Annotated in this window: 20 protein-coding genes and 1 tRNA gene; 7 read left to right on the top strand and 14 right to left on the bottom strand. The window is 74.1% G+C overall.

What is annotated here, in order from left to right:
- Positions 1 to 5: 5 nt before the first annotated feature.
- From ACFZAM_RS17705 to ACFZAM_RS17675, 7 genes are all read right to left on the bottom strand, one after another.
- A tRNA-Lys gene (locus tag ACFZAM_RS17705) sits at positions 6 to 79 on the bottom strand.
- A gap of 55 nt (positions 80 to 134) precedes the next feature.
- Positions 135 to 743: a bifunctional DNA primase/polymerase gene (locus ACFZAM_RS17700; protein ID WP_391047021.1), complete on the bottom strand. Its 609-nt coding sequence runs from the start codon at positions 741 to 743 to the stop codon at positions 135 to 137.
- Positions 744 to 989: 246 nt separating this feature from the next.
- Positions 990 to 1,367, bottom strand: coding sequence for a hypothetical protein (locus tag ACFZAM_RS17695; RefSeq protein WP_355343241.1), 378 nt, complete (start codon positions 1,365 to 1,367; stop codon positions 990 to 992).
- Between the two features lie 81 nt (positions 1,368 to 1,448).
- Positions 1,449 to 2,729 (bottom strand): AAA domain-containing protein, encoded by a 1,281-nt coding sequence (locus ACFZAM_RS17690; protein WP_355343301.1) that lies wholly within the window; start codon positions 2,727 to 2,729, stop codon positions 1,449 to 1,451.
- 110 nt (positions 2,730 to 2,839) lie between these two features.
- Complete coding sequence (locus tag ACFZAM_RS17685; protein ID WP_391047019.1) at positions 2,840 to 4,498, bottom strand: hypothetical protein; 1,659 nt, start codon at positions 4,496 to 4,498, stop codon at positions 2,840 to 2,842.
- A complete protein-coding gene (locus tag ACFZAM_RS17680) occupies positions 4,489 to 5,691 on the bottom strand; it encodes a hypothetical protein (protein ID WP_391047016.1) in 1,203 nt (400 codons plus the stop codon). The genes ACFZAM_RS17685 and ACFZAM_RS17680 overlap by 10 nt, the downstream gene beginning before the upstream one ends.
- 21 nt (positions 5,692 to 5,712) lie before the next feature.
- Positions 5,713 to 6,813: a phosphatase PAP2 family protein gene (locus ACFZAM_RS17675; RefSeq protein ID WP_391047014.1), complete on the bottom strand. Its 1,101-nt coding sequence runs from the start codon at positions 6,811 to 6,813 to the stop codon at positions 5,713 to 5,715.
- A 325-nt stretch (positions 6,814 to 7,138) separates the two neighbouring features.
- Here ACFZAM_RS17675 and ACFZAM_RS17670 point away from each other — a divergent pair, with 325 nt between their 5' ends.
- Positions 7,139 to 7,828 (top strand): TetR/AcrR family transcriptional regulator, encoded by a 690-nt coding sequence (locus ACFZAM_RS17670; protein WP_355343253.1) that lies wholly within the window; start codon positions 7,139 to 7,141, stop codon positions 7,826 to 7,828.
- An 86-nt stretch (positions 7,829 to 7,914) separates the two neighbouring features.
- Positions 7,915 to 8,508: a histidine phosphatase family protein gene (locus tag ACFZAM_RS17665; protein ID WP_391047011.1), complete on the top strand. Its 594-nt coding sequence runs from the start codon at positions 7,915 to 7,917 to the stop codon at positions 8,506 to 8,508.
- A 75-nt stretch (positions 8,509 to 8,583) separates the two neighbouring features.
- Here ACFZAM_RS17665 and ACFZAM_RS17660 read toward each other — a convergent pair whose 3' ends face one another.
- From ACFZAM_RS17660 to ACFZAM_RS17645, 4 genes are all read right to left on the bottom strand, one after another.
- Positions 8,584 to 9,858 (bottom strand): alpha/beta fold hydrolase, encoded by a 1,275-nt coding sequence (locus ACFZAM_RS17660; protein ID WP_391047008.1) that lies wholly within the window; start codon positions 9,856 to 9,858, stop codon positions 8,584 to 8,586.
- A gap of 271 nt (positions 9,859 to 10,129) precedes the next feature.
- Positions 10,130 to 10,774: a response regulator gene (locus tag ACFZAM_RS17655; protein WP_391047006.1), complete on the bottom strand. Its 645-nt coding sequence runs from the start codon at positions 10,772 to 10,774 to the stop codon at positions 10,130 to 10,132.
- The gene (locus ACFZAM_RS17650) at positions 10,771 to 12,756 is read right to left on the bottom strand and encodes an ATP-binding protein (RefSeq protein WP_391047004.1); all 1,986 of its coding nucleotides are present in this window, start codon (positions 12,754 to 12,756) and stop codon (positions 10,771 to 10,773) included. Before ACFZAM_RS17650 ends, ACFZAM_RS17655 begins: the two co-directional genes overlap by 4 nt.
- Positions 12,757 to 13,581: 825 nt before the next feature.
- Positions 13,582 to 14,973 carry a tetratricopeptide repeat protein gene (locus tag ACFZAM_RS17645; RefSeq protein ID WP_391047002.1) on the bottom strand — a complete coding sequence of 464 codons (1,392 nt, stop codon included), beginning with the start codon at positions 14,971 to 14,973 and terminating at the stop codon, positions 13,582 to 13,584.
- Positions 14,974 to 15,192: 219 nt separating this feature from the next.
- Here ACFZAM_RS17645 and ACFZAM_RS17640 point away from each other — a divergent pair, with 219 nt between their 5' ends.
- Both ACFZAM_RS17640 and ACFZAM_RS17635 read left to right on the top strand, forming a co-directional pair.
- Positions 15,193 to 15,660: a hypothetical protein gene (locus ACFZAM_RS17640; protein ID WP_391047000.1), complete on the top strand. Its 468-nt coding sequence runs from the start codon at positions 15,193 to 15,195 to the stop codon at positions 15,658 to 15,660.
- An 85-nt stretch (positions 15,661 to 15,745) separates the two neighbouring features.
- Entirely contained in the window at positions 15,746 to 16,615 is an 870-nt protein-coding gene (locus tag ACFZAM_RS17635) for a fused MFS/spermidine synthase (RefSeq protein WP_391046998.1), read from the top strand.
- 34 nt (positions 16,616 to 16,649) lie between these two features.
- Here the strand turns inward: ACFZAM_RS17635 and ACFZAM_RS17630 are convergent, their stop codons facing one another.
- Positions 16,650 to 17,192, bottom strand: coding sequence for a hypothetical protein (locus ACFZAM_RS17630; RefSeq protein ID WP_355336930.1), 543 nt, complete (start codon positions 17,190 to 17,192; stop codon positions 16,650 to 16,652).
- Between the two features lie 249 nt (positions 17,193 to 17,441).
- On the opposite strand from ACFZAM_RS17630, the gene ACFZAM_RS17625 reads away from it, so the two are divergent.
- The 3 genes from ACFZAM_RS17625 to ACFZAM_RS17615 all read left to right on the top strand — a co-directional run bounded on the left by ACFZAM_RS17625 (position 17,442) and on the right by ACFZAM_RS17615 (position 21,276).
- Positions 17,442 to 18,179, top strand: coding sequence for a response regulator (locus ACFZAM_RS17625; protein ID WP_391046994.1), 738 nt, complete (start codon positions 17,442 to 17,444; stop codon positions 18,177 to 18,179).
- The gene (locus tag ACFZAM_RS17620; protein ID WP_391046991.1) at positions 18,176 to 19,543 is read left to right on the top strand and encodes a HAMP domain-containing protein; all 1,368 of its coding nucleotides are present in this window, start codon (positions 18,176 to 18,178) and stop codon (positions 19,541 to 19,543) included. The genes ACFZAM_RS17625 and ACFZAM_RS17620 overlap by 4 nt, the downstream gene beginning before the upstream one ends.
- A gap of 257 nt (positions 19,544 to 19,800) precedes the next feature.
- Complete coding sequence (locus ACFZAM_RS17615; RefSeq protein ID WP_391046989.1) at positions 19,801 to 21,276, top strand: cellulose binding domain-containing protein; 1,476 nt, start codon at positions 19,801 to 19,803, stop codon at positions 21,274 to 21,276.
- A 117-nt stretch (positions 21,277 to 21,393) separates the two neighbouring features.
- On the opposite strand, the gene ACFZAM_RS17610 is transcribed toward ACFZAM_RS17615, so the two are convergent.
- Together ACFZAM_RS17610 and ACFZAM_RS17605 are read right to left on the bottom strand one after the other, a co-directional pair.
- A complete protein-coding gene (locus tag ACFZAM_RS17610) occupies positions 21,394 to 22,875 on the bottom strand; it encodes a beta-glucosidase (RefSeq protein WP_355336938.1) in 1,482 nt (493 codons plus the stop codon).
- A gap of 101 nt (positions 22,876 to 22,976) precedes the next feature.
- Complete coding sequence (locus tag ACFZAM_RS17605) at positions 22,977 to 23,912, bottom strand: carbohydrate ABC transporter permease (RefSeq protein ID WP_188280271.1); 936 nt, start codon at positions 23,910 to 23,912, stop codon at positions 22,977 to 22,979.
- Between the last annotated feature and the right edge of the window lies 1 nt (position 23,913).

Here is a 23,913-nt window from a genome sequence, read left to right as displayed (position 1 = left end):
GTCTGTGCGCCGCCAGGGACTCGAACCCCGGACCCGCTGATTAAGAGTCAGCTGCTCTAACCAACTGAGCTAGCGGCGCCTGCTGACGTCGTAGACCTTAGCATCCGGCCACGGGGAGCGGAAATCGATATGACTCAGGCCGTTCCAGGGGTGCTGACCAGGGCGGGAACGGTCTTCGCGGGCGCCGACCTGGCCGCCCGCACGCACGCCCAGAGGACCACGTCCGCGCCCGGCAGCCAGGGGTGCCGGGTGTCGGGCGCCACCAGCCAGCGGGACAGCCCTGCCCCCGGATCGCAACCGGAGTCCTGGCCGGCCTCGGCGCCGTCCTGCGGCGCGTACAGCGGCGGTACGGTCACCGCGTCGCCGCTGCCGTGACAGAGCATCGGCGGCACCGCCTGGCCCCACTCCTCCCAGTCCAGCAGGTACGGGAGCCGCTGCGCCGTACCGGGCGCGACGAGCAGCAGCAGCCGGCCGCGGTGCACGGCCACCGGGCCGCTGCCGGGGCCCGACGCCCATAACTGCTCCAGGAGTCTGCGGCCGAACAGCGCCGACAGGTTCACCACGTCGAACGCCGTACCGCACGGCAGCACGCTCGGCGCCGTCGGACGGGCCGACCACAGCGCCCGCACGCTGCGCGGGAAGGCGCTGGCCGAGGCCAGCCACTCGGCGCCCTCCGGGGTGACGTACGACGTGTGCCGACGCCGCTGGGCTTCGGTGACGACCTCGGTGACGGCATGCGTCACGGCCGCGATGCTTCCGGTCCCTTGCCATTCGTCCATGGCATCTACAGGTACCGGCCGCTTCCGGCGCGGTCGGCGCAATCGGACGAATTCGGGACAGGAGGGTGGGAGAGGGGGTACCTTGCCGCGACGCATATGCGGGGCACGGTTGCGGCGGCCCCCGGCGGCGTGACAGTCACGGCAGCCGCCAGGGGAGCCGGAAGCGCCCGCGGACACGTCCTAGGGGGCGCCGCCGCCCGCGATCAGGCGCTAGGGGGCGCCGCCGCCCGCGATCAGGCCCTCGCCGTACTCGACCATCCGCTTCGCGTAGTCCTCGGTCCACCCCGCGCGCTCGGCCAGGCCCGCGTACGTCAGCCGGTCGAAGCGGCGCGGATCGGTGAGCTGCGCGGCGGCTATCGCCTGGAAGTCCGTGGCCCGGTCGGCGGCCGTACGGAAAGCCGTCGCCAGCTCCGTCGCCCGCGCCAGCATCCGCCCCGGATCGTCCATCGACTCCAGGTCGAAGAAGTGCTCCGGATCCTCCACCGTCGCGGCAGGCTCGAAGCTCAGCGACGCGGGCCGCCTGGGCCGCGGCGCCGCCTCCCGCGACCCACCGCCCTGCGCGTTCTGAGCCGACTGCGGCTCTGACATACGGCTACCTCCGGAATCGATCACGCACACCATTGTCCCGCGCCCACGCAAGACCCCCTCCATTCGGGTGAGCGACCGCGCTCACGGCCGCCAGCTCACCCGGTGTTCCGCGAGGTGCGCCAGGACCGCGTGGTTGGCCTCCCAGCCGTCGGGGAACTTGACCGTGACACCGAGCTGGACCGGTTCGGAGGACGGGTGCTCGTCGAGGAGTTCGGCCACGCCCGCGCGGCACACCACGATGCACGCGTGCCGGTGCCGGGAGGCCAGCACGCACAGCCGCCCGGTCTCCAGGTGGAACGCCGTGGCGTCGGGGCGGCCGGACAGCGGGTGCAGCACCACGGTCACGTCGAACTCGCGGCCCTGGAGACGGTTCGCGGTGTCCACCGTGACCCCGGCGACGCCGACGTCGGCCAGGGCGGCGCGCACCGCCGCCGCCTGGTCCCGGTGCGCGGTGCCGACCGCGATCCGGTCCGCGGTCAGCGCCGCCGGGCCGGGATCGGGCGCGGAGTACGTCAGACCCCCGCGGTCCAGCAGCCGCCGCACCACCGCGGCCACCGCGCGTACCGCCTCAGGGTCGGTGCGCGGGGTGTGCCGGGCGGGCAGCTCCAGCAGCCCCCAGCCGCTGGCCGCCGCCTCGTCCAGGACGCGGTCGGGCCCGCCGCCGTCGCCCGGCACCCCGAACACCAGCCGCCGGTCGCCGTGGTCCGTACCGCTCCTGAACGGGGTGTACGGGTAGAAGGCGCGCGACACCAGGGGCGCCGCCGACGCGGGCAGCCGCCAGGACACCGGCAGCCGGTGCTGCGGCAGCCCCGGATTGTGCGCGAGCAGCGTCACCACCGCGCTCGCCGACGGGTCGTAACTCAGCCCCGCCCACTGCTCCGCGCCGACCACGCTGAACGGGTCCAACTGCCCCGGGTCGCCCACGAACAGCGCCCGCTCGAAGAGCCCCGCCACTTGCAGCAGCGCGTCCGACCGCATCTGGTACGCCTCGTCCACGATGGCGTGCCGCCACGGCTCGGTGTCCTTCACGTACGCCCACTTCGCCGCGGTCGCGATCACCACCTCGCAGGCCCGCAGATCCGCCACCGAACTGGACTTCATCAGCGCCGGGTGCCGGTCGAGCGCCTTGTCGGGCGGCGACTCGGCGCCGTGCAACCGGCCCACCGGCAGGTCGGGCTCGGCGGTGGCGAGCCGGTCCGCGAGGTCGTCGACCTGCGCGTTGGTCTGCGCGACGATCATCAACGACTCGCCCGCCGCCGCCAGTTCGCGTGCCGCGCGCACCACGAGCGTCGACTTGCCCGCGCCGGGCGGCGAGTCGACCACGACCCCGCGGGCGGTGCCGTGCAGCGTGCTCTCCAGGATCGCGGCCGTCGCCTCGGCGGCGGCCCTGCCCGCGTCGAACCCGTCCTTTCTGTCCCACCTCTCCGGTACGTGTCCGTCCGTGTCCGGGCCGTCGGCTCGCACGGGCTGCGTCACAGGTAGTCCTCCGCGGTCACGGGGTCGGGCGGGTCAGCGGTCGGCGGTGTGCCGGGCGGCGTCCCGGCGTCGGGCGGGCCGCCGTGCGTCCACGGTGTCTGCTCCGGCTCCGGCAGCCCGGGGCCGCCGCGCGGATCGTGCTCGAAGAAGGTGAAGTCCACCCGGTCACCGGCCCCCGGCACCGACCCCTCCTTCGGCGTCCGCCCGCTCCCCATCCCCCCGGTGAGCCGCACCACCACCACGAACCGGCCTTCCGGCCCGGTCGCAGGACCGCCGTCCGGCGCGGTGGCGCCGCTGCCGTCCGGGGCCACCGAGACCACTTCGGCGCTCTGCGCGGACTTGGCGCCCGGCACGGAGCGGTACGCCTTGGTGCCGGGCTCGGCCTGGGGGAGGTCGTGGGTGCGGATGGTCAGGAGGGGGCGGGGCATGGGCCGCTTGCCCTCGGAGTACGTCATCTCGACGCCGATCACCTCGCCCGCGAACGCCTCGCCCGCCAGCCGCCTGGCCGCCATCGTCAGGGGGTCGTCCAGCGCCTCCTGCGCGGAGACCCGCGCCTGGGCCGTCTCGCGGCCCGCGAGCTTCTGCGCGGCGGCGATGGCGCCGTCCCGCTTGGGCTGCGGCGGCTCACCCGCGCGCAGCCGGTCGCGGTGCCCGGTGAACGACCAGCGGTCGCGCTTCCACCGGTCGGCCACATGCGCGCCCTCGGGCAGCGCCCGCAGCAGGTCGAGGCCGCGCCACACGTCGTCCCAGGTCGGCCGGAGCTGGGAGCCGACCAGCCGCCGTACCTCCGCCTCGGCCGCGGCCAGCTCCGCGGCGGCCCCGGCCGGGTCCGCCTCCGCCGCCGTACGCGCCGCGTCGTAGCGGGCCATCGCGGGGGCCAGCACACGGTTGTCGAAGACCGGGTCGGTCGCGGGACCCGCGGGCGGGCTCAGCAGCAGCCCGTCGGCGGCGCGGTCGGTCTGCGCGCGCTCGGCGGCGACCGCCCCGTCCAGCCCGTCCGGCGGGTCGATCCAGCCGAGCAGGCCGCCCAGGTGCTGGTCCTCCATCGAGCTCTGCCCGGTCGCCCAGTGCCGGGTCAGCAGCTCCGTCATGGCCACCAGCAGCGCGCTGCCCGGCGTACGCGCCCGCTCCCCGTAATGCGTCAGCCAGCGGCCGAGCAGCGGCACCGGCACCGGGACGGGGTGCGGCGCGTCCGGGTCCTCGACCGTCCGCAGGAAGCGCGTGGACCGGCCGAGCAGGCGGACGTACTCCAGCGCCGCGCTGTTCGGCACCACGATCTGCGGCGCGTCCGCGCAGACCTCCGACTCTCCCCCAGCCCGGCGGCTGGGAGGTGCCCCCACGTGGTTGCGGGTCGCGGGCTCCACCTCGACGTCGTCCGCGTACGCGTCCATCAACGGCAGTACGGCGCCCGCGAGTCCGGCGAAGAAGCCGAAGCGCAGCTCCCGGTCCAGCGGCTGCGGCACCACCAGCAGCTCGGGCGCCGCCCGGTCCGTGCCCACCATCGCGCCCAGCGGCGCGCCCGCCTCACCGGCCGTCGTCAACGGCACCAGCACCAGCGGCCGTTCGGCCAGGTGCCGGTGGCGTACGGTCGCCGCGGGCACGGCCCGGCCCGTCGCGACGGCCTCGGCCCGCGCGAGCGTGTTCATCAACGACATGCGGCACCGTCCCGTACGCCGGCGTCGTCCGGTGCCCGGTCCCGTACGGCCGCCTGGGCCGGCAGCGCGGGTGCCTCTTCCCGGGCGGACAGCGACTCGGCCCGCAGGGCCGCCGCCCTGCGCAGCGCCGCCACCGCCGGGTCGGCCGGGTCACCGGCCTCACCGTGCGCGGCCGACAGCACCGCCTCCACCGTCGTCAGGGTGCCCAGCTCGCCGCGCAGACTGCGGCCGAGCGACTCCACGCAGCCGTCCGCCCGCGACCGGTCACGGCAGTGGTACGCCAGCTCGCAGGTCGACAGGCACTCGGGCGCGTACGCGGCGGGCACCGCGTCCACGGCGGCGGTCAGGTCGATCCGCGGCCGGGTCGGCGTACTGCCGTCCGCGCCGTACCGCAGGTCGAAGGTGGTGCCCTCGGGGAGGGCCGCCGCGATCTCCTCGATCCGGGTCAGCCGGGCCAACTGCCGCCGGGTGACCGAGAGCTGCTTGCGGACGTCGACCCACTCGGCGGTCGGCAGATTCGAGAAGTCCTTCGGGCAGACCAGCAGGACGTCGGGCCGGGTCCGGCCGGCCGCCACCTCGTCGAGCGCGAGCACGTACACCGCGGACTGCCGGGCCGCCGCGCCGACCTTCAGCGCGTCCGCGCCGCCGTCCAGGATCGGGAAGGACTTGATCTCCACCACCGTCCAGGACCCGTCGGGCCGCACCGCCACCGCGTCCGGCTCCAGATACGCCAGCGACCCCGCGACCTCGAGGGCCAGCAGCGGATGGTCGAGCAGCGTCCAGGAACCGGCCGGTGCCTCGGCGAGCGCCAGCCGCGTACGGGCCGCCCGGCCCTCGGGCCCCGCCGCCGACAGATCGGGGACCTCGGCGGACTCCGGAATCCCCGCGGCCGTCTCCGCCGCGCCCAGCAGCCGCAGCAACTCGGCGCAGCCGTCCCGTTTGACGCGGGCCTCGAAGGCATGGCCGCGCGAGAAGGCGAAGCGGGACTGGCCGAACCGGGCGGGCGCGCCCAGCACTTCGGCGACCGCGCCCTTGTCGACCCCGGCGGCGTCCAGCAGCGCGCGGCGGCGGCAGCCGGGGTTGGCGGCCAGCGCGGCCAGCGCCCGTGCGTCGAGCGGCCGTGGCGCGGTGTCGGGGCCGCGCAGCGCGGCCAGCCGTTCCCGCAGCGAGTGGTGGTGGTGCGTAGTGCTCACCCGCGAAAGTGTGGCACTCGGCTACGACATCCGGCTCTGTCCGGCGTGTTCGCCCGCCGCACGCGGGTCGTCGGCGTCGTCCGGCCCGTCCGCGCCGGGCGGTACGGACACGGTCCGCGGCTTCGGTACGGAGGCGCCGCCACCGGGCGCCGGAATGCTCGCGGCGACACCGCTGACACCCGTGGCATGCGTGCCGTTGGACACGTGCGTGCCGTTGGACACCTGCGTGCCGTTGGAGACCTGCGCGGTATTGGAGACCTGCGCCGTATTGGCGACGTGCGCGGTGACCACCGCGGACGACGCACCGGACACCGGCTCCGTCTCCTCGGCCGTCTGCCTGCCCAGGGCTTCCTTCACGCGCGCCAGCAGCCGGTCGGCGACCCGCAGCGCGGGCTTCGCCAGCAGATAGCCCAGGCCCATCACGGCGACACCGGCCACCGCGTCCAGCAGATAGTGGTTGGCGGTGCCCATCACGACACACGCCGTCGTCACCGGGTAGAGCACGCCCAGGGTGCGCACCACCCTGTTCCGCCCGTAGCGCCACAGGATGATCCCGCACCACAGCGACCAGCCCACGTGGAGGCTGGGCATCGCCGCGTACTGGTTGGTGAGATGTCCCATACCGCGCGGCGCGCTCGCGTCGGTGCCCCACCAGCCGTAGGAGCCGTACTGCGCCATCGTGTCGATGAAGCCGTGCCCGCCGCCGATCAGCCGCGGCGGCGCGGTGGGCGCCACGGTGAAGCCGACCAGACCGATCAGCGTCGAGATCATCAGCCACGTGCGCGCCACCCGGTAGTGCGTCGGGCGGCGGCGCCACAACCAGATCAGGATGCTCGGCGTCACCACATAGTGCAGCGACGCGTACGCGAAGTCCGCGGGCACGCCCAGGAAGGCGTGCTGCGTGAAGAGCTTGTTGAACCAGCGCTCCGGATCGATGTGCAGGAGCTGCTCGAAGTGCAGGATGTCCGCGCCGTGTTCGACGGCGTCGTCCACATCCCCCCTGACCAGCAGGCGGGCGCCGGAGTAGAGCGCGTAAATCACCGCGATGAGCGGCAGCTCGGTCCACCAGCGCAGCTTCCCCCGGTAGGCGGCGGCGCGCGGCGCGGTGGCGGTGATCGTCATGCGGGCGTCTCTCCAGGTTCTCCGAAGGCCGCGGGCGGGCGGTCATGGTCTTGGCGCGTACCCTCTACCGTACGACGTACGCTAAACGCCACGTACACCGGCCCAGAACTACGGAAGAAACTCCGACATCGTACGGTGTTCAACGTTCCGTAGCAGGGGTATGTGCAGTCGAGGACGCCCGGTCCGCTCTCCGGGTTGCCTTCCTCGGCGTATTCCTCGACGTGTTGGCGACGTTCCGGCCTCGGCGTACCCCGTCGCACGAGGCACCCCAGCGTGACTGTTGTACGACTGAAGTACGACTGAGTACGAGAAACAAGAGAATCGGATGTCCGTCACCCAGCCGGTCCGCTCCCCACGGCGCCGCGCTCCCCGCAACTCGCTCAACCCCGACCGTATCCTCGACGCCGCGATCACCCTCCTCGACCGCGAGGGCGCCGAGGCGTTCACCATGCGCGCGCTCGCCCAGGAACTCGGCGTCGGCACCATGGCGGTCTACTCCCACTTCCGGGGCAAGGACGAGATCAGCGACGCCGTGGCACAGCGTCTGATGGACACGATAGAGCTTCCGCCCACCGGCACGGGCGATCCGCGAGGTGAGCTGCGGGAGGTCTGCCGCGGCGTCTACGGGCTCTTCACCGAGCACCCCTCCGCGCTCCAGCTCCTCACCATCAGGCCGCTGCGCGGCGACGACGCCATAGCCGTCATCGACCGCATGCTCGACCTGCTCAGGCGCGCCGGGCTCGGCCGCGCCGACGCGGCCCACGCGCACGTGGCCCTGATGCAGTACACCGTCGGCTCCGCCCTGTGGAACACCCGGCGGGCCCGCGCCCTGTGCGAGGACGGGGTACGCGACCGGGTCCGCGCCAAGATCGACGCCCTGCCGCCCGACGTCTACCCCGCCCTCGTCAGCCTCGCGCCCGAACTCCTCTGCGCCCAGGACCAGGGGTCCGCGCAGTACGAATTCGGCCTCGAAGGGCTGCTGGAGGGTCTGCTCGGCGGCGGCCAGGGGCTCTGAGGGCGGCGACGGCGGGGCCGTGGGGGCGGGGACGGCGGGGCCGTGAGCGATGATGGGGGCCCGTTTCCTAGGAAAGGCACCGCCGCATGGCTCCGCGCATTCTTCTGGTCAGACACGGCCAGACGGAATGGTCCCTGTCCGGGCGGCACACCGGCCGTACCGACATCCCCCTCACCGAGGAGGGGCGGCGCACCGCCCGGATCCTCGGGGAGCGGCTCGCGCGCGGGCCCTGGAACGGACTTCCCGACGTCGAGGTCCGCACGAGTCCGCTGCTGCGGGCCGCCGAGACCTGTGACCTCACCGGTTTCGGCGGCGCCGCCAAGGAGTGGGACGCGCTGGTCGAGTGGGACTACGGCGACTACGAGGGCCTGACGCCCGCCCAGCTCCAGGACCTGCGGCCCGGCTTCACCATCTGGCGCGACGGCGTGCCGGGCGGCGAGGCGCTGGCCGAGGTCGCCGCGCGCGCCGACCAGGTCGTCTCCTGGGCGCGGTCCGCCGAGCGCGACGTCCTCGTCTTCGCCCACGGGCACTTCCTGCGCGTCCTCGGGGCCCGCTGGCTCGACCTCGCCCCGTCCTTCGCCGGCGCCCTCCGCCTCGACCCCGCCTCCCTGTCCATCCTCGGGTGGGCCTACGGCGCCCCGGCGATCGAACGCTGGAACGACACCGGTCACTTGGCGTGAGGCCCTGACCGCGCCCTGACCGCGCCCCGCACCGTCCCCGCGCCGTCCCCGCACCGTCCCCTCCGCGTCCTCGGCTCAGGAGGCGGGCGTCGGCAGGGGGCGGTCCAGGAGGAAGGACCGCAGGAGGGCGGTGTAGAGGGCGGGCTGGTCGTGGGAGATGGCGTGGCCCGCGTCCTTGACGCGCACGAGGCGGGAGTCCGGGAGGGTCTGCCGGTACTCCTCGGTCACGGCGGGCTTGATGAAGTCGCAGCTTCCCCGCATGACCAGGGACGGAACGTGGATCGCGCGCAGCCTCGGGCGCGGGTCGGGGAGCTGCTCGAAGTCCTTGACGGTCATCTGGTTGCTGTAGAAGCCCTGGGGGTTGGCGTGCGCCTCCGAGGCCGCGGCGTCCGCGCAGGAGGTGGTGTCCTTGCCGAGCAGGGCCACCTCGTGCATCCAGTGGTCGAGTTCGCCGTCGCCCACCAGGGCGTGCGCGGCGCGCGCGTTGATCTGGAGCAGCACACTGGCGGCGATCAGCCGCGGCTTGCTGTCCAGCCGGTCACGGGCCGCCCGCTGGGCCGGTGTCAGGTGGTCCCAGGGGTCTCCCGCCGCGGAGCCGGGGAATTCGTGGCCCCACAGCGCGCCGGGCGAGGTGAACACGGCCTTGGCGACGTGCGTGCCGTGCGCCAGCAGGTACTGGGCGGCCAGCGAACCGCCCCACGACTGGCCGACGACGATGATCCGGTCCGCCCCGATCGTGCGGCGGATCGCGTCGAGGTCCGCGACCTGGCGCGCCACCGTGTACCCGGTGACGTCGGAGAGCCGGGTGGAGCGTCCGGCGCCCACCTGGTCGTACGCGTAGACATCGAAGCCGTCCGCGGCCAACTCCCGGCCGCCGGTGGGGATGCCCTCCGACGGGGTGCCGGGGCCGCCGTGCAGGAACACGACCGGGGTCGGCCTCGGAGTGCCGACGGCGGGTGCGTGCACATAGGCGATCCGTGAGCCGGTCGGCAGATTCCAGAATCTGACGTCCGCCGGGACCGGGGCCGAGGCGGAGGTCGGCATCGGGCGGAAGACCGTACCGGCGGCGAGCGCGCAGACGCCGAGGAGCAGGACGCCAGTGAGGACGCAGGTCACCCGCAGGCCGCCCTTGCCGAGCAGGGCGAACGCCCCTCGGCCGAGCGCCGCGGCCGTCCCCGCGGCGACCACCAGGCCGCACAGGGCGAGCAGCGGGACGTTCGCGGTCGCGAACGCCGCCGCGAAGAAACCGGCCGTCGCGGTGACGGGCGTCAGCGCCACGGTGACGACGAGGAGGACGCCGCCGAATATGCGGCGGGCGAGCGGGGGAAGCGGGGGAAGTCTCAGTGCCATGCCGCCGAGGCTAGGTACGCGCGGGTCACCCGGTCGTCGTGCGCCCGGACGACCGGCGTCCGGCGAAATCCGCTGGTCGGCGGGGTCCCGACCCCCGCCGCGCGGCGGGGGGCCCGACCGGCCGCGGCGGCTCAGATCTGTCTCGTACGGGGTCGGGGCGGCGGATTCAGCCGGCTCCGGGGCGGGTCAGATCTGTCTCGTACGGGGTCGGGGCGGCGGATTCAGCCGGCTGCTGGGCGGATCAGACCTGTCTCGTACGGGGGCTGCGGGCTCAGCCGGCTCCGGGGCGGACCAGACCCGTCTCGTACGCGGCGATCGTCGCCTGGACCCGGTCGCGTACGCCCAGCTTGCCGAGGACCACGGCGACATGGTCCTTGACGGTGGCCGGGCTGATGCCCAGGACGGCGGCGATCTCGGCGTTGGCCAGGCCGCGCGCCACGTGCCGCAGGACCTCGGTCTCGCGCGGGGTGAGGCGCGCCAGCCGCGCCGGGTCGGCGGGGACGGGCCCGGCGGCGTACCGCTCGATCAGCCGTCCGGTCACCGCGGGGTCGAGCAGGGCGGCCCCGCCGGCCACCACCCGTACGGCGTCCACGACCCGTTCCGGCTCGGCGTCCTTGAGCAGGAAGCCCACAGCCCCGGCGCGCAGCGCGGCGAACACGTACTCGTCGAGGTCGAAGCTGGTGAGCACGATGACACGGGTGGCGGGGGCGCCCGCGACGATCCGGGCCGTGGCGGCCAGACCGCCGGTGCCGGGCATCCTGATGTCCATCAGCGCGACGTCCGGGCGCAGTTCGAGGGCGAGCGCCACCGCCGACTCCCCGTCGTCGGCCTGGCCGACGACCGACAGGCCGGGCTCCGCGTCGACGATCGCCGCGATGCCCGCGCGTACGACCGCCTGGTCGTCGGCGACCGTCACCCTGATCGTGATGGGAACACCTCCGGCAGCCACACGCGCACCGCGTCGTCGTCGGTCCTGGTGAGCGTACCGCCCACCGCGTCGGCCACCGCCCGTACCCGGCGCAGGGCGCCGGGGCCGCCGGGCGGCGGCGCGGTGAGTTCGACACCCGCGTCCAGGCGCAGCACGGTGAGGGTGACGCCCTCGGCGAGCAGCAGCGCCGCGACCCGGTACGCGGCCACCCCCACGACGACGGTCACCGCCCGGTGCGGCCCCCGGTAGCGGACGGTCGCGCCGTACCGGCCCGCCAGCGCGGCGATCCCCGCCACCGTGGGCGGCGGAGTGCTCACGCCGTCCCGGCCGCGCAGGTCACGCAGGAGTTCGCGGAGCGCGCCCAGGGCCGCGCGCGCCTCGTCGAGAACGGTGTCGAGCCGTCCCGCGTCGGCCGCGTCCGCCACATTCGCCGCGTATTGCCGGGCGGTACGCAGCAGGCCCGCCGCGATCAGGCGGCGCTGGTCGCGTACGGCGGCGTCGGCGTCCCGTTCGAGCCGTTCCCGCCCCCGCGCCGCCACCGCCCCGCGCCGCTCCCGCCGCCTGGCGGTGGCCAGACCCAGCCACCACAGCGCGAACGACGGCACCGCCAGCAGCCCGGTCAGCGCCGCCCAGGCCGCCGTCCTGCTGCCGGTGATGCCGTCCGCGCTGGCCAGCGCGAGACCGCCGGTCACGGCCACCGCCACCGGCGCCATCAGCCCGCGCCGCACCGCCAGATACGCGCCCGCGCTGAAGACGAACGTCAGCTCGACCCACCAATAGACCAGGAAAATGTCACTGACCGGCGGCCGGGTCCACCCGGCCCTGTCGCACCCCCACCACAGCACCAGCGCCGACAGCACCGCCACCAGCCCCGCCCCCGGCGCCCGCGACCGCCACCCCAACGGCACCGCGTGCAGCCCGGACAGGACCACCACCGACACGCTCGGCAGCAGCCCGCGAAACGAGTCGGGCACGTCGTCCGAGAGCAGGCTCGCGCCGAGCGACAGCGCGACGGCCAGGACGACCAGCGCCCAGTCGAGCGCGGTGGGTCCCCGCCACAGGGGGCGGCGGCGGTCGGGTGTCCCGCCGGGTGTCCGGCCGGACGCGGCTTGTGCGACCGGGAGTTCGGCCCGCACCCTCCAGCCGGGGCCGTCCGGGCCGTAACGGAGCGTGCCCCCGGCGGCGGCCACGGTCGTCCGCAGACCGGCCAGGCCGTGGCCCGTGCCGAGGCGGGGTTCGAGCGCCGTGCCGCCGCTGTCGCCGACCGTGACCGTGACCACGCCGGGGGCGGCCTCGACGGCGATACGGATCGCCGAACCGCGGGCGTAGCGCGCCGCGTTGGTCAGGGCCTCGCGCACGACGCGGTACGCGAGGGCGGCGGTCGGCGCGGGGACCGCCGCGGCGGTGCACTCGTAATGGGCGCCGGCCTCGGCGGCGAGGGCCGCGACGGCGTCGAGGTCCGCCGTTCTTTCGTCCTCGTGGTCGGTGAGGACGTCGAGTTCCGCGATCGCCAGGCGGGCGGCGGTGCCCGCGTGGCGCAGCGCGGCCGCCGTGCGCTCGGGGTCGGCGAGGCGCTGCGCCGCCGCGGCGGAGACCACGATCGCCGTCAGGCGCTGGGCGGCGACGTCGTGCAACTCGACCGCGAGCCGGTCGCGTTCCGCGAGGGCCGCGAAGCGGGGGATCTGGGGTGCGCCGGTACGGTACGCGGCCAGGGCCGAGCGCTCGGCGCGCCTGCGTTTCCGCGAGCGGCCCAGGGCCCACGCGACGGCCGCGGCGCCCGCCGCCACGAGGGCGGTGCCCGCGACGTTCCACGGCCTCAGGCCGGCCGCGGCGGCGGTGGCGGTGGCCATCGCGACGGCGCCGGCCGCGGCGGCGGCGGCGAGGCCGGCGGTGCGGTGGCTGGCGAGCAGGTGCAGCGTCAGCAGCGCCGCGGTTGACGCGGCGACTCCTGCGACGGTTCCACCGTCCACCGCCCCTCACCCCCTCCCCGCACCCTAACGAACCCGCCTCCGCCCTTCGTGTCTTGCTTCCTTTTCCCGCCCGCCCACCCGTGCGGGTGTTTTCTTCGTCTGCGGGTGCCGCTTGTGCCTGGTCGGTGCCGGTCCGGGGTACCTCCTCGAAATCCGTATCACCTGGCCTTCGCGAATCCGGCACCCGGCCGTCAACGTATTTCTGCGGGGGCACCCCGGCCCGTCCCCTCCCGGTACGTCGGCGGCTGACGGTCCGCTGTGGTGGTGGTGGAGGGGGTGGGTGGGAGCCCGGCCCCTGCGCGCCCCGACCTTCCGGCGGGGTGGGCGAAGGGGGGTGGGTGGGAGCCCGGGTCCTGCGCGCCCGACTGTCCGGCGGGGTGGGCGAGGGGGGCGGGGCCTGGGGGAGGCGACGGTCTGGCGGGGTGGGCAGGGGTGGTGTTGGGTGCTTGGGGGAGGGCCGAGGTCTTGCGGCTTGCTGGGAGGGGGCACCGGCGCAGGGCGGCCCGCCGAGAGAATCCCCCTCCCCGGAAACCCCCACCGGACCGTCGGACGCCGACGTACCGGGAGGGGACGGGCCGGGGTGCCCCCGCAGAAATGCGGTGACAAGAAGGGCACCGGATACAGGAGACCAGGTAGCCGCATTTCGAGGAGGTGCCCCGGACCGGCACCGACCAGGCACAAGCGGCACCCGCAGACGACAAAGCACCCGCACGGGTGGGCGGGCGGGCAAAGACAAAGGGCAAGAGGGCTAGCGGCCAGGCGGGCGGCAGGCGAGCACGGGACGCTGTCCCTCGTCTACGACCGGGTCCGCTGAGGTGCCGCGTGCTACGCCACCAGCATCGCGCGGATGCGGGAGGAGCGGACCTGTCCGAGGAGGCGCAGCGCGCGCGAGCGCGCCGCCTGGGCCTCCTCGGGTTGGCCGGACGCGGCCAGATTGAGGGCGAGTTCGGCCTCGTACAGGGCGATGTTCCGGGTGAAGTGCGGGTCCTGGAGGCGCACGGCCTCGCGGGCGGCGGCAGCGGCGCGGGAGTGGGCGCCGAGGGCGGACCATGCCTGGGCGGCGAGGCCGGAGAGTTCGGCTTCGCCGAAGAACGTCATCCAGGCGGGGTCGGCGTCGCGCGGGCCGGAGGCGAAGAGGGAGTGGGCGCGGGAGAGGGCGAGTTCGCAGCCGCGCCGGTCGCCGAGCCCGGCGCGCCCCCCGGCCTCGCGCAGGGCGAGCAGGGAGAGCAGCCGGGGGGAGCCGAAGAAGCGGGCGAGGAGCTGGGCGGCCTGGGCGGCGCGGACGGCCTCGCGGGGGCGCCCGGCGTCGCGGGCGAGGAAGGCGGTGTTGCAGAAGGCGTGGGCCTCCAGGGCGGAGTCCCCAGCCATCCGGGCGGTGGCCAGCGCCTCGGCGTAGTACGAGCGGGCCTCGGTGAGCCGCCCGGAGTCGTGGGCCAACCAGCCGACGGAGATGGCCAGTTCACCGGCGCCGGAGGCGAGCCCGGCGGCGACGGCGGGCCCGTGGCTGCTCTCGTCCAGGAGCCGGTAGGCCGTGCGCAGGGCGTCCCCGGCGTCGTCGTAGAGGCCGTCGGCGCCGTGCCGGTCGTCGTGCAGCCGGATCTGCCGGACGGACTCGTGGACGGCGCGTACCTCGGAGGAACCGGCGCGGCCGGTCGTACGGCCTCGGTCCCGGCCGCCCTGCGCGGGCACCAGCGTGCTGGCGAGGGCGGCGGAGCCGCCGGTCATGAATGCGCGACGCAGCACGTCGCTCTCCTCGTACGTCGGATCGGGAAGGCCGGCGGAAGCCGTGGGGCCGGAAGGGCCGGCAGGGCCGGAAGGGCCGGAAGGGCCGGTGGGGGAGGGCAGGACGGAGAGGGCGGGCGGACCGGCGGCGGCGCCGGACTCGGGGGAGCGGCGGGCGCGGCCCCGTACCGCCCGGCGGGGTGCGAAGCCCATGTCCGCCGAGGTCAGGCCGGGGAACAGATGGCGGAAGACCCGCTGGTAGGCGTAGTTGGGGCAGCGGATCTCCCCGCTCTCCAGCCGCCCGATGTACCGCGCGTCGCAGCTCACGTGCTCGCCGATCTCGCGGGCGGCGCGCCGTACCGCCGCCGCGAATTCGCCCGGCGACCGGTCGCCGCGCAACTGACGGAAGGCGGTGTTGGGCGTGTACGGGGAAGCGGACGCGGCGGCGGACGACCCGGTGGTGCGTGGGAGAGGGGGCAGGGGGAACGACGTCATGACGGACTCCCGGACGGACGGTGCCGCTCGGCGGCGGGGACGACCGTACCGGGGAATCGGGCCCGCGAAATACTCAATTTGCCTACAAAACGGATATCTCACGCGCTATCCGCCATGAAACGCCACCCCTTACGGCGTCATTCACGCGTAGCCGTTGACGCCGGGGCGCGTTGATACGGGTGTGGTGCCGATCCCATCGTGAGCGTGAGGAGAGTTGCCTTGTTGGACACCAGCGGGTCACACACGTCGGGTCCGAGCACGGAGAGCAGCCAACTGCCGCCGCCGTGCGACCTGGTCACCGTGCCGACCAGGCAGGGTCTGGAAGCGGTCGACATCCTGCGGCTGAGCAGCGGAGTCGGTCCCGTACTGCACGACAACTCCGGGCACAGCCTCGGCTTCCTCGTCCCGCCCGGCACCGCGGACTGCTGGGACGTCCCCGGCAGCTCGTGTACCAGCACCGACGGCCGCGGTCTGGTCATCGGTGACGAGCCGCCCGTCGAGGACACCGGCTGGCTGGTGCCGCCGCACACCGACACGGTCGTCACCGACCCGGCCGTACTGCGCGCGGCCCTCGGCATGGCGGCCCGCACCATCGAGCTGGCCGACGGCTTCTGCCCCTCCGCGGATTACCACCGCCCGGCCGAGTCGGCCCTGCGGACCGCGGACGCGACCCCGGGGTACCGCTAGGGCCTGTCCAGCGGATCACGCACGGCCCCTCCGGCCTCCCCGCCCCTGACCCGCCCGGCCGCCGGCCGTCCCCGATAATCGGGGGATGGCAGGCAAGCGGCAGAGCGGCGGCAGGGCGCGTACCCCGGACACGGTCGAGGCGCAGGTGGGCGGCGGACTCGCCGCGCTCGTGCCCGACCGGGCGCGCCTCGGCGGCTGGACGCTGCTGATCGACGGCGCCCCGCAGTCGCATGTGGACCTCGCGGACCCCGCGCACCTGGACTTCTCCTACCAGCGCAGGCTCGGCCACCTGATCGACCTGGCCGCGCCGCCCGGCCGCCCGTTGCAGGTCCTGCACCTGGGCGGGGGTGCCCTGACGCTGGCCCGCTACACCGCGCACACCCGCCCGCGCTCCACCCAGCAGGTCGTGGAACTGGACACCGCGCTGGTCGAGTTGGTCCGGGCCGAACTGCCCTGGGACCGCGGCTGGCGGATCAAGGTACGCGGCGGCGACGCCCGCGCGGGCCTGGCCAAACTGCCCGACGGCTGGGCCGACCTGGTCATCGCCGACGTCTTCGGCGGCGCCCGCACCCCCGCCCACCTCACCAGCGCCGAATTCCTCACCGAGGTCCGCCGGGTGCTGCGCCCCGACGGGCACTACGCCGCCAACCTCGCAGACGGCGGGCGGCTGGACTTCCTGCGCGCGCAGATCGCCACCGTACGGGCCGCCTTCGCCGAGGTCTGCCTGGCCGCGGACCCCGCCGTGCTGCGCGGCAAGAGATTCGGCAATCTCATCCTCTACGCCGCCGACCACCCGCTGCCGGTCGCCGAACTGACCCGCAGGGTTGCCACCGACCCGCACCCCGGCCGGGTCGAACACGGCCGCGAGCTGGCGGACTTCGCGGGCGGCGCGCCCGTCGTCACGGACGCCACGGCCGCCGACTCCCCGGCGCCACCGCCCGGCGTCTTCACGTAAGCCCGCGGCCTGCCCCGTAGCGGCGGGCCGGGCATCAGTCCTCGAAGGCCTGGACCGTCGGCGCGTGGCCGTTCCAGGTGCAGAAGACGGAGGACGAGCCGCTGCCGGAGGTCTCGGTGAAGGTCACCCGCAGCCAGCCGTCCTGCGTCCAGACCTGCATCTGCCAGCCCGGATTGGGCGTCGCGGAGACCAGCGACGCCGAGTCGGGGCCCAGGTCGAGGGCGACCCGGCCGCCCTCCACGGTGTAGCTGTGCACATGGCCGGTGTCGCCGCTCGCCGTGGCGGTCGCCTTCGGCGTGCCCGGCGGCGTCTTCGGCGGCACCTTGGCCTTGCCGGTGACCGGGGGCGGGGCCGTCGCCCTGGTGTGCGTGGCGGTCGGCGTCGCGGGCGGCGTCGGCTTCGGGCGGTGCGTGGAGGACACGACCGGCGGGTCCCCGTCCGAGATCGGCAGGGCGCGCGGCGGGTCGTACGCCGTACGCAGCACCGAGTGCACGCCGAACCACGACAAGGTCACGGCCGCCGCGGTCGCCAGCGCCCAGGCGCCGACATGGAACAGTCCTCTGTGCACGCGCGCCATACTGCCGCACCCGCCCGCCGCCCGGAACACGTACCGGAACGCCCGGCTCAGCGTCCGGCTCAACGCCCGGCTCAACACCGGATTCGGCACCGTGCCCAGCGGCTGGCCGAAGCGCCGCCGTCCGCGAGACCGCCCGCCCCGCCGCGCGTCCGATGCGCCCCTTTACGCACCCCCGTCCGCGCCCCGTACGCACCTCGGATCGTCGGGCGGGCCGGTGCCCGGTCCCCCGGATGGGCTAGGTTGCGGCGCATGGCAAGTGTGCTCGTGGTCGAGGACGACCAGTTCGTGCGGTCCGCCCTCATTCGGCACCTCACCGAGGCGTCCCACACGGTACGCAGCGTGGGGACGGCTCTTGAGGCGTTGCGGGAGGTCGCGCAGGTCGGCTTCGACGTGGTCATCCTCGACCTCGGCCTGCCCGACCTCGACGGGTCCGAGGCGCTGAAGATGCTGCGCGGCCTCAGCGACGTACCGGTGATCATCGCGACCGCGCGGGACGACGAGGCCGAGGTCGTACGGCTGCTCAACGCCGGGGCCGACGACTACCTGATCAAGCCGTTCTCCGTCGAGCACCTGTCGGCGCGGCTCTCCGCCGTCCTGCGGCGCGCCCGCAGCCGGTCCGCCGCGCCCACCGCGGACGCCCTGATCCACGTCGGCGGCCTGCACATCGACGTACGCCGCCGCCAAGCGGTCCTGGACGGCGCCGTCCTCGACCTGACCCGCCGCGAATTCGACCTGCTGGCCTTCCTCGCCGCCCGGCCCGGCGTCGTCGTCGCCCGCCGCGAACTGCTCGCCGAGGTCTGGCAGCAGTCGTACGGCGACGACCAGACCATCGACGTCCACCTGTCGTGGCTGCGCCGCAAGCTCGGCGAGACCGCGGCCAGTCCGCGCTATCTGCACACCCTGCGCGGCGTCGGCGTCAAACTCGAACCGCCCGCCGCCCTGCCGCCCACCGCGATACCGGCCGCCCCCGCGGTGCCGCCGTCATGAGATGGGCGCTGATCAAGGTGAGCCTGGCGGTGACGGCGATGGTCGTCATCGCCTTCGCCGTACCGCTCGGCCTGGTCGTCAAGGAACTGGCCCGCGACCGCGCGCTCACCAACGCCGAACGCCAGGCCGCCGCGATCGGCCCCGCCCTGGCCATCACCACCGACCGGGGTGAGCTGGAACGCGCCATCGCCAGCACCCAGGCGGGCGCCGAGTCCCGGATCGCGCTGCGCATACCGGCCACCGCGCAGTCCCCGGCCGTCGGCATCGGCACCCCGCACGCCACCGACGCCGCGCTGCACACCGCCTCGGCGTACGGCGAGGCCGCGACCGTACGCGTCCCCGGCGGATACGCGCTGCTCCAGCCGACCGCCGTCAGCTCGGGGACGGTCGCGGTCGTTGAGGTGTTCGTGCCCGACGACGACATCAACCGCGGTGTCCCCACCGCCTGGCTGGTGCTGGCCGCCGTCGGAATCGGCCTGATCGTCGGCTCGGTCGCCATCGCCGACCGGCTCGGCACCCGCATGGTCCGCCCCGCCGCCCGGCTCGCGGGCGCCGCGCAGCGCCTCGGCGAAGGCGACCTGGCGGTACGGGTTCCCGAGGCCGGTCCCAGCGAACTGCGGTCCGCCGCCGCCGCGTTCAACGCCATGGCCGACCAGGTGGTCGAACTCCTGGCCAGCGAGAGGGAGTTGGCGGCCGACCTGTCGCACCGGCTGCGCACCCCGCTCACCGTGCTGCGGCTCAACACCGCGTCCCTCGGCGAGGGTCCGGCCGCCGACCAGACCCGCGCGGCCGTCGCCCAGCTCGAACGCGAGGTCGACCAGATCATCCGCGCCGCCCGCGAACAGCGCGGCGCCCACACCGCGACCGGCGCCGCCGGGTGCGACGCCGCCGAGGTCATCCGCGAACGGATGGCCTTCTGGTCCGCGCTCGCCGAGGACGAGGGCCGCGAGGTCCGCTCCGCGGGGGCCGAGCGGCCGGTACGGGTCCCCGTCGCCCGCGCCGAACTGGCCGCCGCCCTCGACGCCATGCTCGGCAACGTCTTCCGCCACACCCCGGAGGGCACCGCCTTCGCCGTCGACGTCCACCGCGGCGACGACGCCGTCATCGTCCTCGTCTCCGACGCCGGACCCGGCGTCGCCGACCCGGCCGCCGCCCTGCGCCGCGGCCACGGCGCGGGCGGCCAGGGTTCCACCGGCCTCGGTCTCGACATCGTCCGCCGCGTCGCCGAATCCACCGGCGGCGACCTCGCCGTCGGCCGCAGCGTCCTCGGCGGCGCCGAGATCCGCCTCTGGCTCGCCCTCTCCCCCCACACCTCCACCCCCCACCCCACCCACCGCCGCACCCCCCTCAACCGCCACCGCTGAGCGCGCAGCGCGCCCGGCGCGTGTGCCGGAAGCCAGGATTCAGCCCGTCCGGCGTCTGTGGGGGCACCTCCCCGCGCTGGCTGGGGGCGACGAGCCCCGCCGGCGATGAGGCCCCACCTTTAACGGCTCCCTTGCGCCGCCTTAAGCGCGCCATAAGAACCCCGTCCGCAGCCCGGACCAGCCAATTTGTCCCCTCTCCGCGCGCTAGCGTGCCAACGCGTCCCCCTCCCCCCAACCCCCAAGAGGCAGGCTCGAACATGGCAACAACGCACCGCCGTCGCCCCAGCCGGAAGGTCCAACTGATAGGCGGCCTCACCGCCGTCGCCGCCGTAGCCGGAGGCGCCTTCGCACTGGCGGGATCGGCGAGTGCCGCGTCGGTCGGGGCGGTGTACTCCAAGACCAGCGGGTGGGACGGCGGTTACACCGGCCAGTACGAGATCACGAACTCCGCGAGCAGCGCCCTCACCGGCTGGACGCTGAAGTTCGACCTGCCTGCGGGAACGAAGATCAGCTCGCTGTGGAACGGCAGTTACCAGGTGTCGGGCCAGACGGTCACCGTCACCGCGGAGAGCTGGAACGGCACGATCGCCCCCGGCGGCAAAGTCGACGTCGGCTTCGTGACGAGCGCGTCCGGCGCGGCGGGCGACCCCGTCAACTGCCTGATCAACAACGCGAAGTGCTCGGTCTCCGACGGCCCCACGCAGACCCCGACGGGCCACCCGACGCAGACCGCGACCCCCACGGCGACCCCGACGCAGAAGCCCACGCAGACCCCCACCCAGAGCCCGACGCCCACCGCCACCCCGACCCCGACCTCGGGCGGCGGCGGCACCACCGCGTCCAGCGGCTTCGCCCCCTACGTCGACACCTCCCTCTACCCGGCGTACGACCTCGTCGCCGCGTCGAAGGCCAACGGCGTCAAGGAGTTCAACCTCGCCTTCCTCGTGTCCGGCGGCGGCTGCGTCCCCAAGTGGGGCGGCGTCACCGACCTGGGCGGTGACGCGGTGGCCGCGCAGATCGGCGCGCTGCGGGCGGCCGGCGGCGACGTCCGCGTATCGTTCGGCGGCGCCAACGGTACGGAGCTGGCCTCGGCGTGCTCCTCGGCGTCGGACCTGGCGGCGGCGTACGGCAAGGCCATCGACCAGTTCAAGCTCACGAAGGTCGACTTCGACGTGGAGGGCGGCGCGCTGCCGGACACCGCGGCCAACACCCGCCGCGCGCAGGCCATCGCCCAACTCCAGAAGAGCCACAGCGGACTTGAGGTCTCGTACACGCTGCCCGCGATGCCGACCGGGCTCACGCAGGACGGCATCAATCTGCTGAGCAACGCCAAGAGCAACGGGGTGGACATCCACGCCGTCAACATCATGGCGATGGACTACGGTTCCTCGTTCAGCGGCGACATGGGCCAGTACGCGATCGACGGCGCGACCGCCACGCAGGCGCAGGTCAAGAGCGTGCTCGGGATCTCCGACGCCGCCGCGTGGAAGAAGATCGCGGTGACGCCGATGATCGGCGTCAACGACGTCGCCACCGAGATCTTCACCGTCGAGGACACCACGCAGTTGGTGACCTTCGCCAAGTCCAAGGGCCTGGCGTGGCTGTCGATGTGGTCCGCGACCCGCGACAAGCAGTGCGCGGGCGGCGCGCAGAGCTGGGCCGACGCCTCGTGCAGCTCGATCGTGCAGAGCGCGGGCGCCTTCTCCAAGGCGTTCGCCGCGTACACCGGCTGACGGCACGTCACCTGTGAACGCCCCCTGAACCGTGCCTCTCCCACCCCCACGGGAGAGGAGCGCGGAGCGGTACGGACAGCACCCTCGAGCTGTCCGTACCGCTCCTTTTCCGTTCCCTCAGGAAGCCCCGTCCTCCTCCGCGACTCCCTGAAGGACGTTCTCGCGGGCGACGGCCGCGTACCAGTGGGCGCTCTGCTTGGGGATGCGGCGCTGTGTGCCGAAGTCGACGTAGACCGCGCCGAAACGCTTGCTGTAGCCGTACGCCCACTCGAAGTTGTCCATCAGCGACCACAGGAAGTAGCCGCGTACGTCCACGCCGTCGGCGATCGTGCGGTGGATCGCCGCCAGGTGGCTGCGCAGATACGCGATCCGCTCCGGGTCGTTGACCGTGCCCTCGGGCGAGATGTAGTCGTCGTAGGCGGCGCCGTTCTCGGTGACCATCATCGGCAGCCCCGGGTGCTCGCGCGCCACCCGGTGGATCAGGTCGTACAGACCGGTGGCGTCCACCGCCCAGCGCATCGCGGTGGTCTCGCCGGGCGGCAGGTGGAAGGCGACGTGCTCGGAGCCGGGCCACGGCGAGTGGTCGCTGGCGCCGTGCCCGTCGTTGCGGGGCACGTCGGGTCCGTCGGCGCGCTGCTTGCCGTCCGAAACCAGCGTCGGCGTGTAGTAGTTGATGCCCAGCAGGTCGATCGGCCGGGAGATCTCCGCGAGGTCGCCCTCCCGTACCAGCGACTCCCAGTCCACCAAGTGGGCGGTGTCCGCGAGGAGATCGGCCGGGTAGTCGCCGCCGAGGATCGGGCCGAGGAAGACCCGGTTGCCGACCGCGTCGATCCGGCGGGCCGCGTCGAGGTCGCCCGGCGAGGTGGTCAGCGGGCGGATCTGGTGCAGATTGAGGGTGATCGAGGTCTGCGCGGCGGCGGGCAGCGCGGAGCGCAGGGCCCCGATCGCCTTGCCGTGCGCGAGGTTGAGGTGGTGGACGGCCCGCAGCGCCGACTCCGGCTCGGTGCGGCCCGGCGCGTGCACGCCGGAGCCGTAGCCGAGGAAGGCCGAGCACCAGGGCTCGTTGAGGGTCGTCCAGTACGGCACCCGGTCGCCGATCGCGCCGGCCACCAGCGCCGCGTAGTCGGCGAACCGCTCGGCGGTGTCGCGTACCGTCCAGCCGCCGACGTCCTCCAGATCCTGCGGCAGGTCCCAGTGGTAGAGGGTGGCCACCGGAGTGATGCCGCGGTCGAGCAGCTCGTCGGTGAGCGAGCGGTAGAAGTCGAGGCCGCGCTGGACGGCCGGGCCGCGCCCGGTCGGCTGCACGCGCGACCAGGAGACGGAGAACCGGTACGCGCCCAGGCCCAGGTCGGACATGAGCGCGACGTCGTCGCGGAAGCGGTGGTAGTGGTCGGCCGCGATGTCACCCGTGTCCCCGTTGTGGACGCGGCCGGGCGTGTGGCTGAAGGTGTCCCAGATCGAAGGGGTGCGGCCGTCCTCGGCCGCGGCGCCCTCGATCTGGTAGGCGGCGGTGGCCGCCCCCCAGACGAAGCCGGGGGGAAAGCGGAGCGAGGCCGAGACATTGGCGCTCTCGGCGCTCTCGGAGCGGACAGCGGTCATAACGGGGGACTCCAGGGGAATCAGGGGTAAGCGGGGGAGGGGGCCAACAGGACGCTGCTCAGGGGGAGTTCAGGGGAGGCACGGGGGAGTTCACGAAGGGTTCAGCTCTTGACGGCACCTGCCGTGATGCCGCCGACGATGTGCTTGCCGAGGACCGCGAAGACCAGCAGCAGCGGCAGCGTGGCGACCAGCGCGCCCGTCACCACGATCGAGTGGTCGATGGTGTGGTCACCGGAACCCAGACCGGCCAGCGCGACCTGAACCGTCGGGTTCTGCTGGTTGAGCGCGATGAACGGCCAGAAGAAGTCGTTCCACGACTGCACGAACACCAGCATTCCCAGCACGGCCATCGCGGGCCGCGCCACCGGGAACACCACGTGCCAGATGATCCGCAGGCTGTGCGCGCCGTCCACCCGCGCCGCCTCGACCAGTTCGATCGGCAGCGCCTCGGACAGGAACTGCCGCATGAAGAACACGCCGAAGGCGGCCACCAGCGACGGCAGGATGACGGACTGGATGTGCCCGACCCAGCCCAGGTTGGTGATGATCTGGTAGAGCGGGATCACGCTGAGCTGCGGCGGGATCGTCATCGTCGCGACCACCAGCATCAGCAGCGCGTTACGGCCGCGGAACTGGAGCTTGGCGAAGGCGAATCCGGCGAGCGTCGCGAACATCACCGTGCTGAACGACACGAAGCCCGCCACGATCGTGGAGTTGATCAGGGCCTTGCCCATGTCGACCTGGTCCCACACGATGTGCAGGTTGTCGATCAGATGGCTGCCGGGCAGCAGTGGCATCGGCGGCGTGACGATCTCGGCGTCCGTGCGCGACGCCGCCACCACCGTCCAGTACAGCGGGAACAGCGAGATCAGCGCCGCGACGACGAGGATGACGTACGCGACCGGGCCCGCGTGCTCCTGCTTGCCCGCCCCGCTCCTGCGCAGGAACCGGCGACGCGGGGGCTTGGGCGGCGGTACGGCGGTCGACCGCCGCGACGGCGCGGCCCCGAACGCTTGCGTTTCGGTTGTCTGTGCCATG

Origin of the sequence: Streptomyces sp. NPDC008079 (assembly GCF_042957385.1) — a bacterium.
Taxonomy (GTDB): domain Bacteria; phylum Actinomycetota; class Actinomycetes; order Streptomycetales; family Streptomycetaceae; genus Actinacidiphila.
Note: the sequence above shows the minus strand (reverse complement) of the source record. Positions and strands in the feature narration are given on the sequence as shown.

Bases quoted from the DNA above. Each gene is read 5' to 3' on its own strand.
- ACFZAM_RS17610 (WP_355336938.1), bottom strand. From the start codon at position 22,875: ATGACCGCTGTCCGCTCCGAGAGCGCCGAGAGCGCCAATGTCTCGGCC.
- ACFZAM_RS17685 (WP_391047019.1), bottom strand. From the start codon at position 4,498: ATGTCGTTGATGAACACGCTCGCGCGGGCCGAGGCCGTCGCGACGGGC.
- ACFZAM_RS17605 (WP_188280271.1), bottom strand. From the start codon at position 23,912: ATGGCACAGACAACCGAAACGCAAGCGTTCGGGGCCGCGCCGTCGCGG.
- ACFZAM_RS17670 (WP_355343253.1), top strand. From the start codon at position 7,139: ATGTCCGTCACCCAGCCGGTCCGCTCCCCACGGCGCCGCGCTCCCCGC.
- ACFZAM_RS17675 (WP_391047014.1), bottom strand. From the start codon at position 6,813: ATGACGATCACCGCCACCGCGCCGCGCGCCGCCGCCTACCGGGGGAAG.
- ACFZAM_RS17660 (WP_391047008.1), bottom strand. From the start codon at position 9,858: ATGGCACTGAGACTTCCCCCGCTTCCCCCGCTCGCCCGCCGCATATTC.
- ACFZAM_RS17645 (WP_391047002.1), bottom strand. From the start codon at position 14,973: ATGACGTCGTTCCCCCTGCCCCCTCTCCCACGCACCACCGGGTCGTCC.
- ACFZAM_RS17665 (WP_391047011.1), top strand. From the start codon at position 7,915: ATGGCTCCGCGCATTCTTCTGGTCAGACACGGCCAGACGGAATGGTCC.
- ACFZAM_RS17625 (WP_391046994.1), top strand. From the start codon at position 17,442: ATGGCAAGTGTGCTCGTGGTCGAGGACGACCAGTTCGTGCGGTCCGCC.
- ACFZAM_RS17695 (WP_355343241.1), bottom strand. From the start codon at position 1,367: ATGTCAGAGCCGCAGTCGGCTCAGAACGCGCAGGGCGGTGGGTCGCGG.
- ACFZAM_RS17620 (WP_391046991.1), top strand. From the start codon at position 18,176: ATGAGATGGGCGCTGATCAAGGTGAGCCTGGCGGTGACGGCGATGGTC.
- ACFZAM_RS17615 (WP_391046989.1), top strand. From the start codon at position 19,801: ATGGCAACAACGCACCGCCGTCGCCCCAGCCGGAAGGTCCAACTGATA.
- ACFZAM_RS17630 (WP_355336930.1), bottom strand. From the start codon at position 17,192: ATGGCGCGCGTGCACAGAGGACTGTTCCATGTCGGCGCCTGGGCGCTG.
- ACFZAM_RS17635 (WP_391046998.1), top strand. From the start codon at position 15,746: ATGGCAGGCAAGCGGCAGAGCGGCGGCAGGGCGCGTACCCCGGACACG.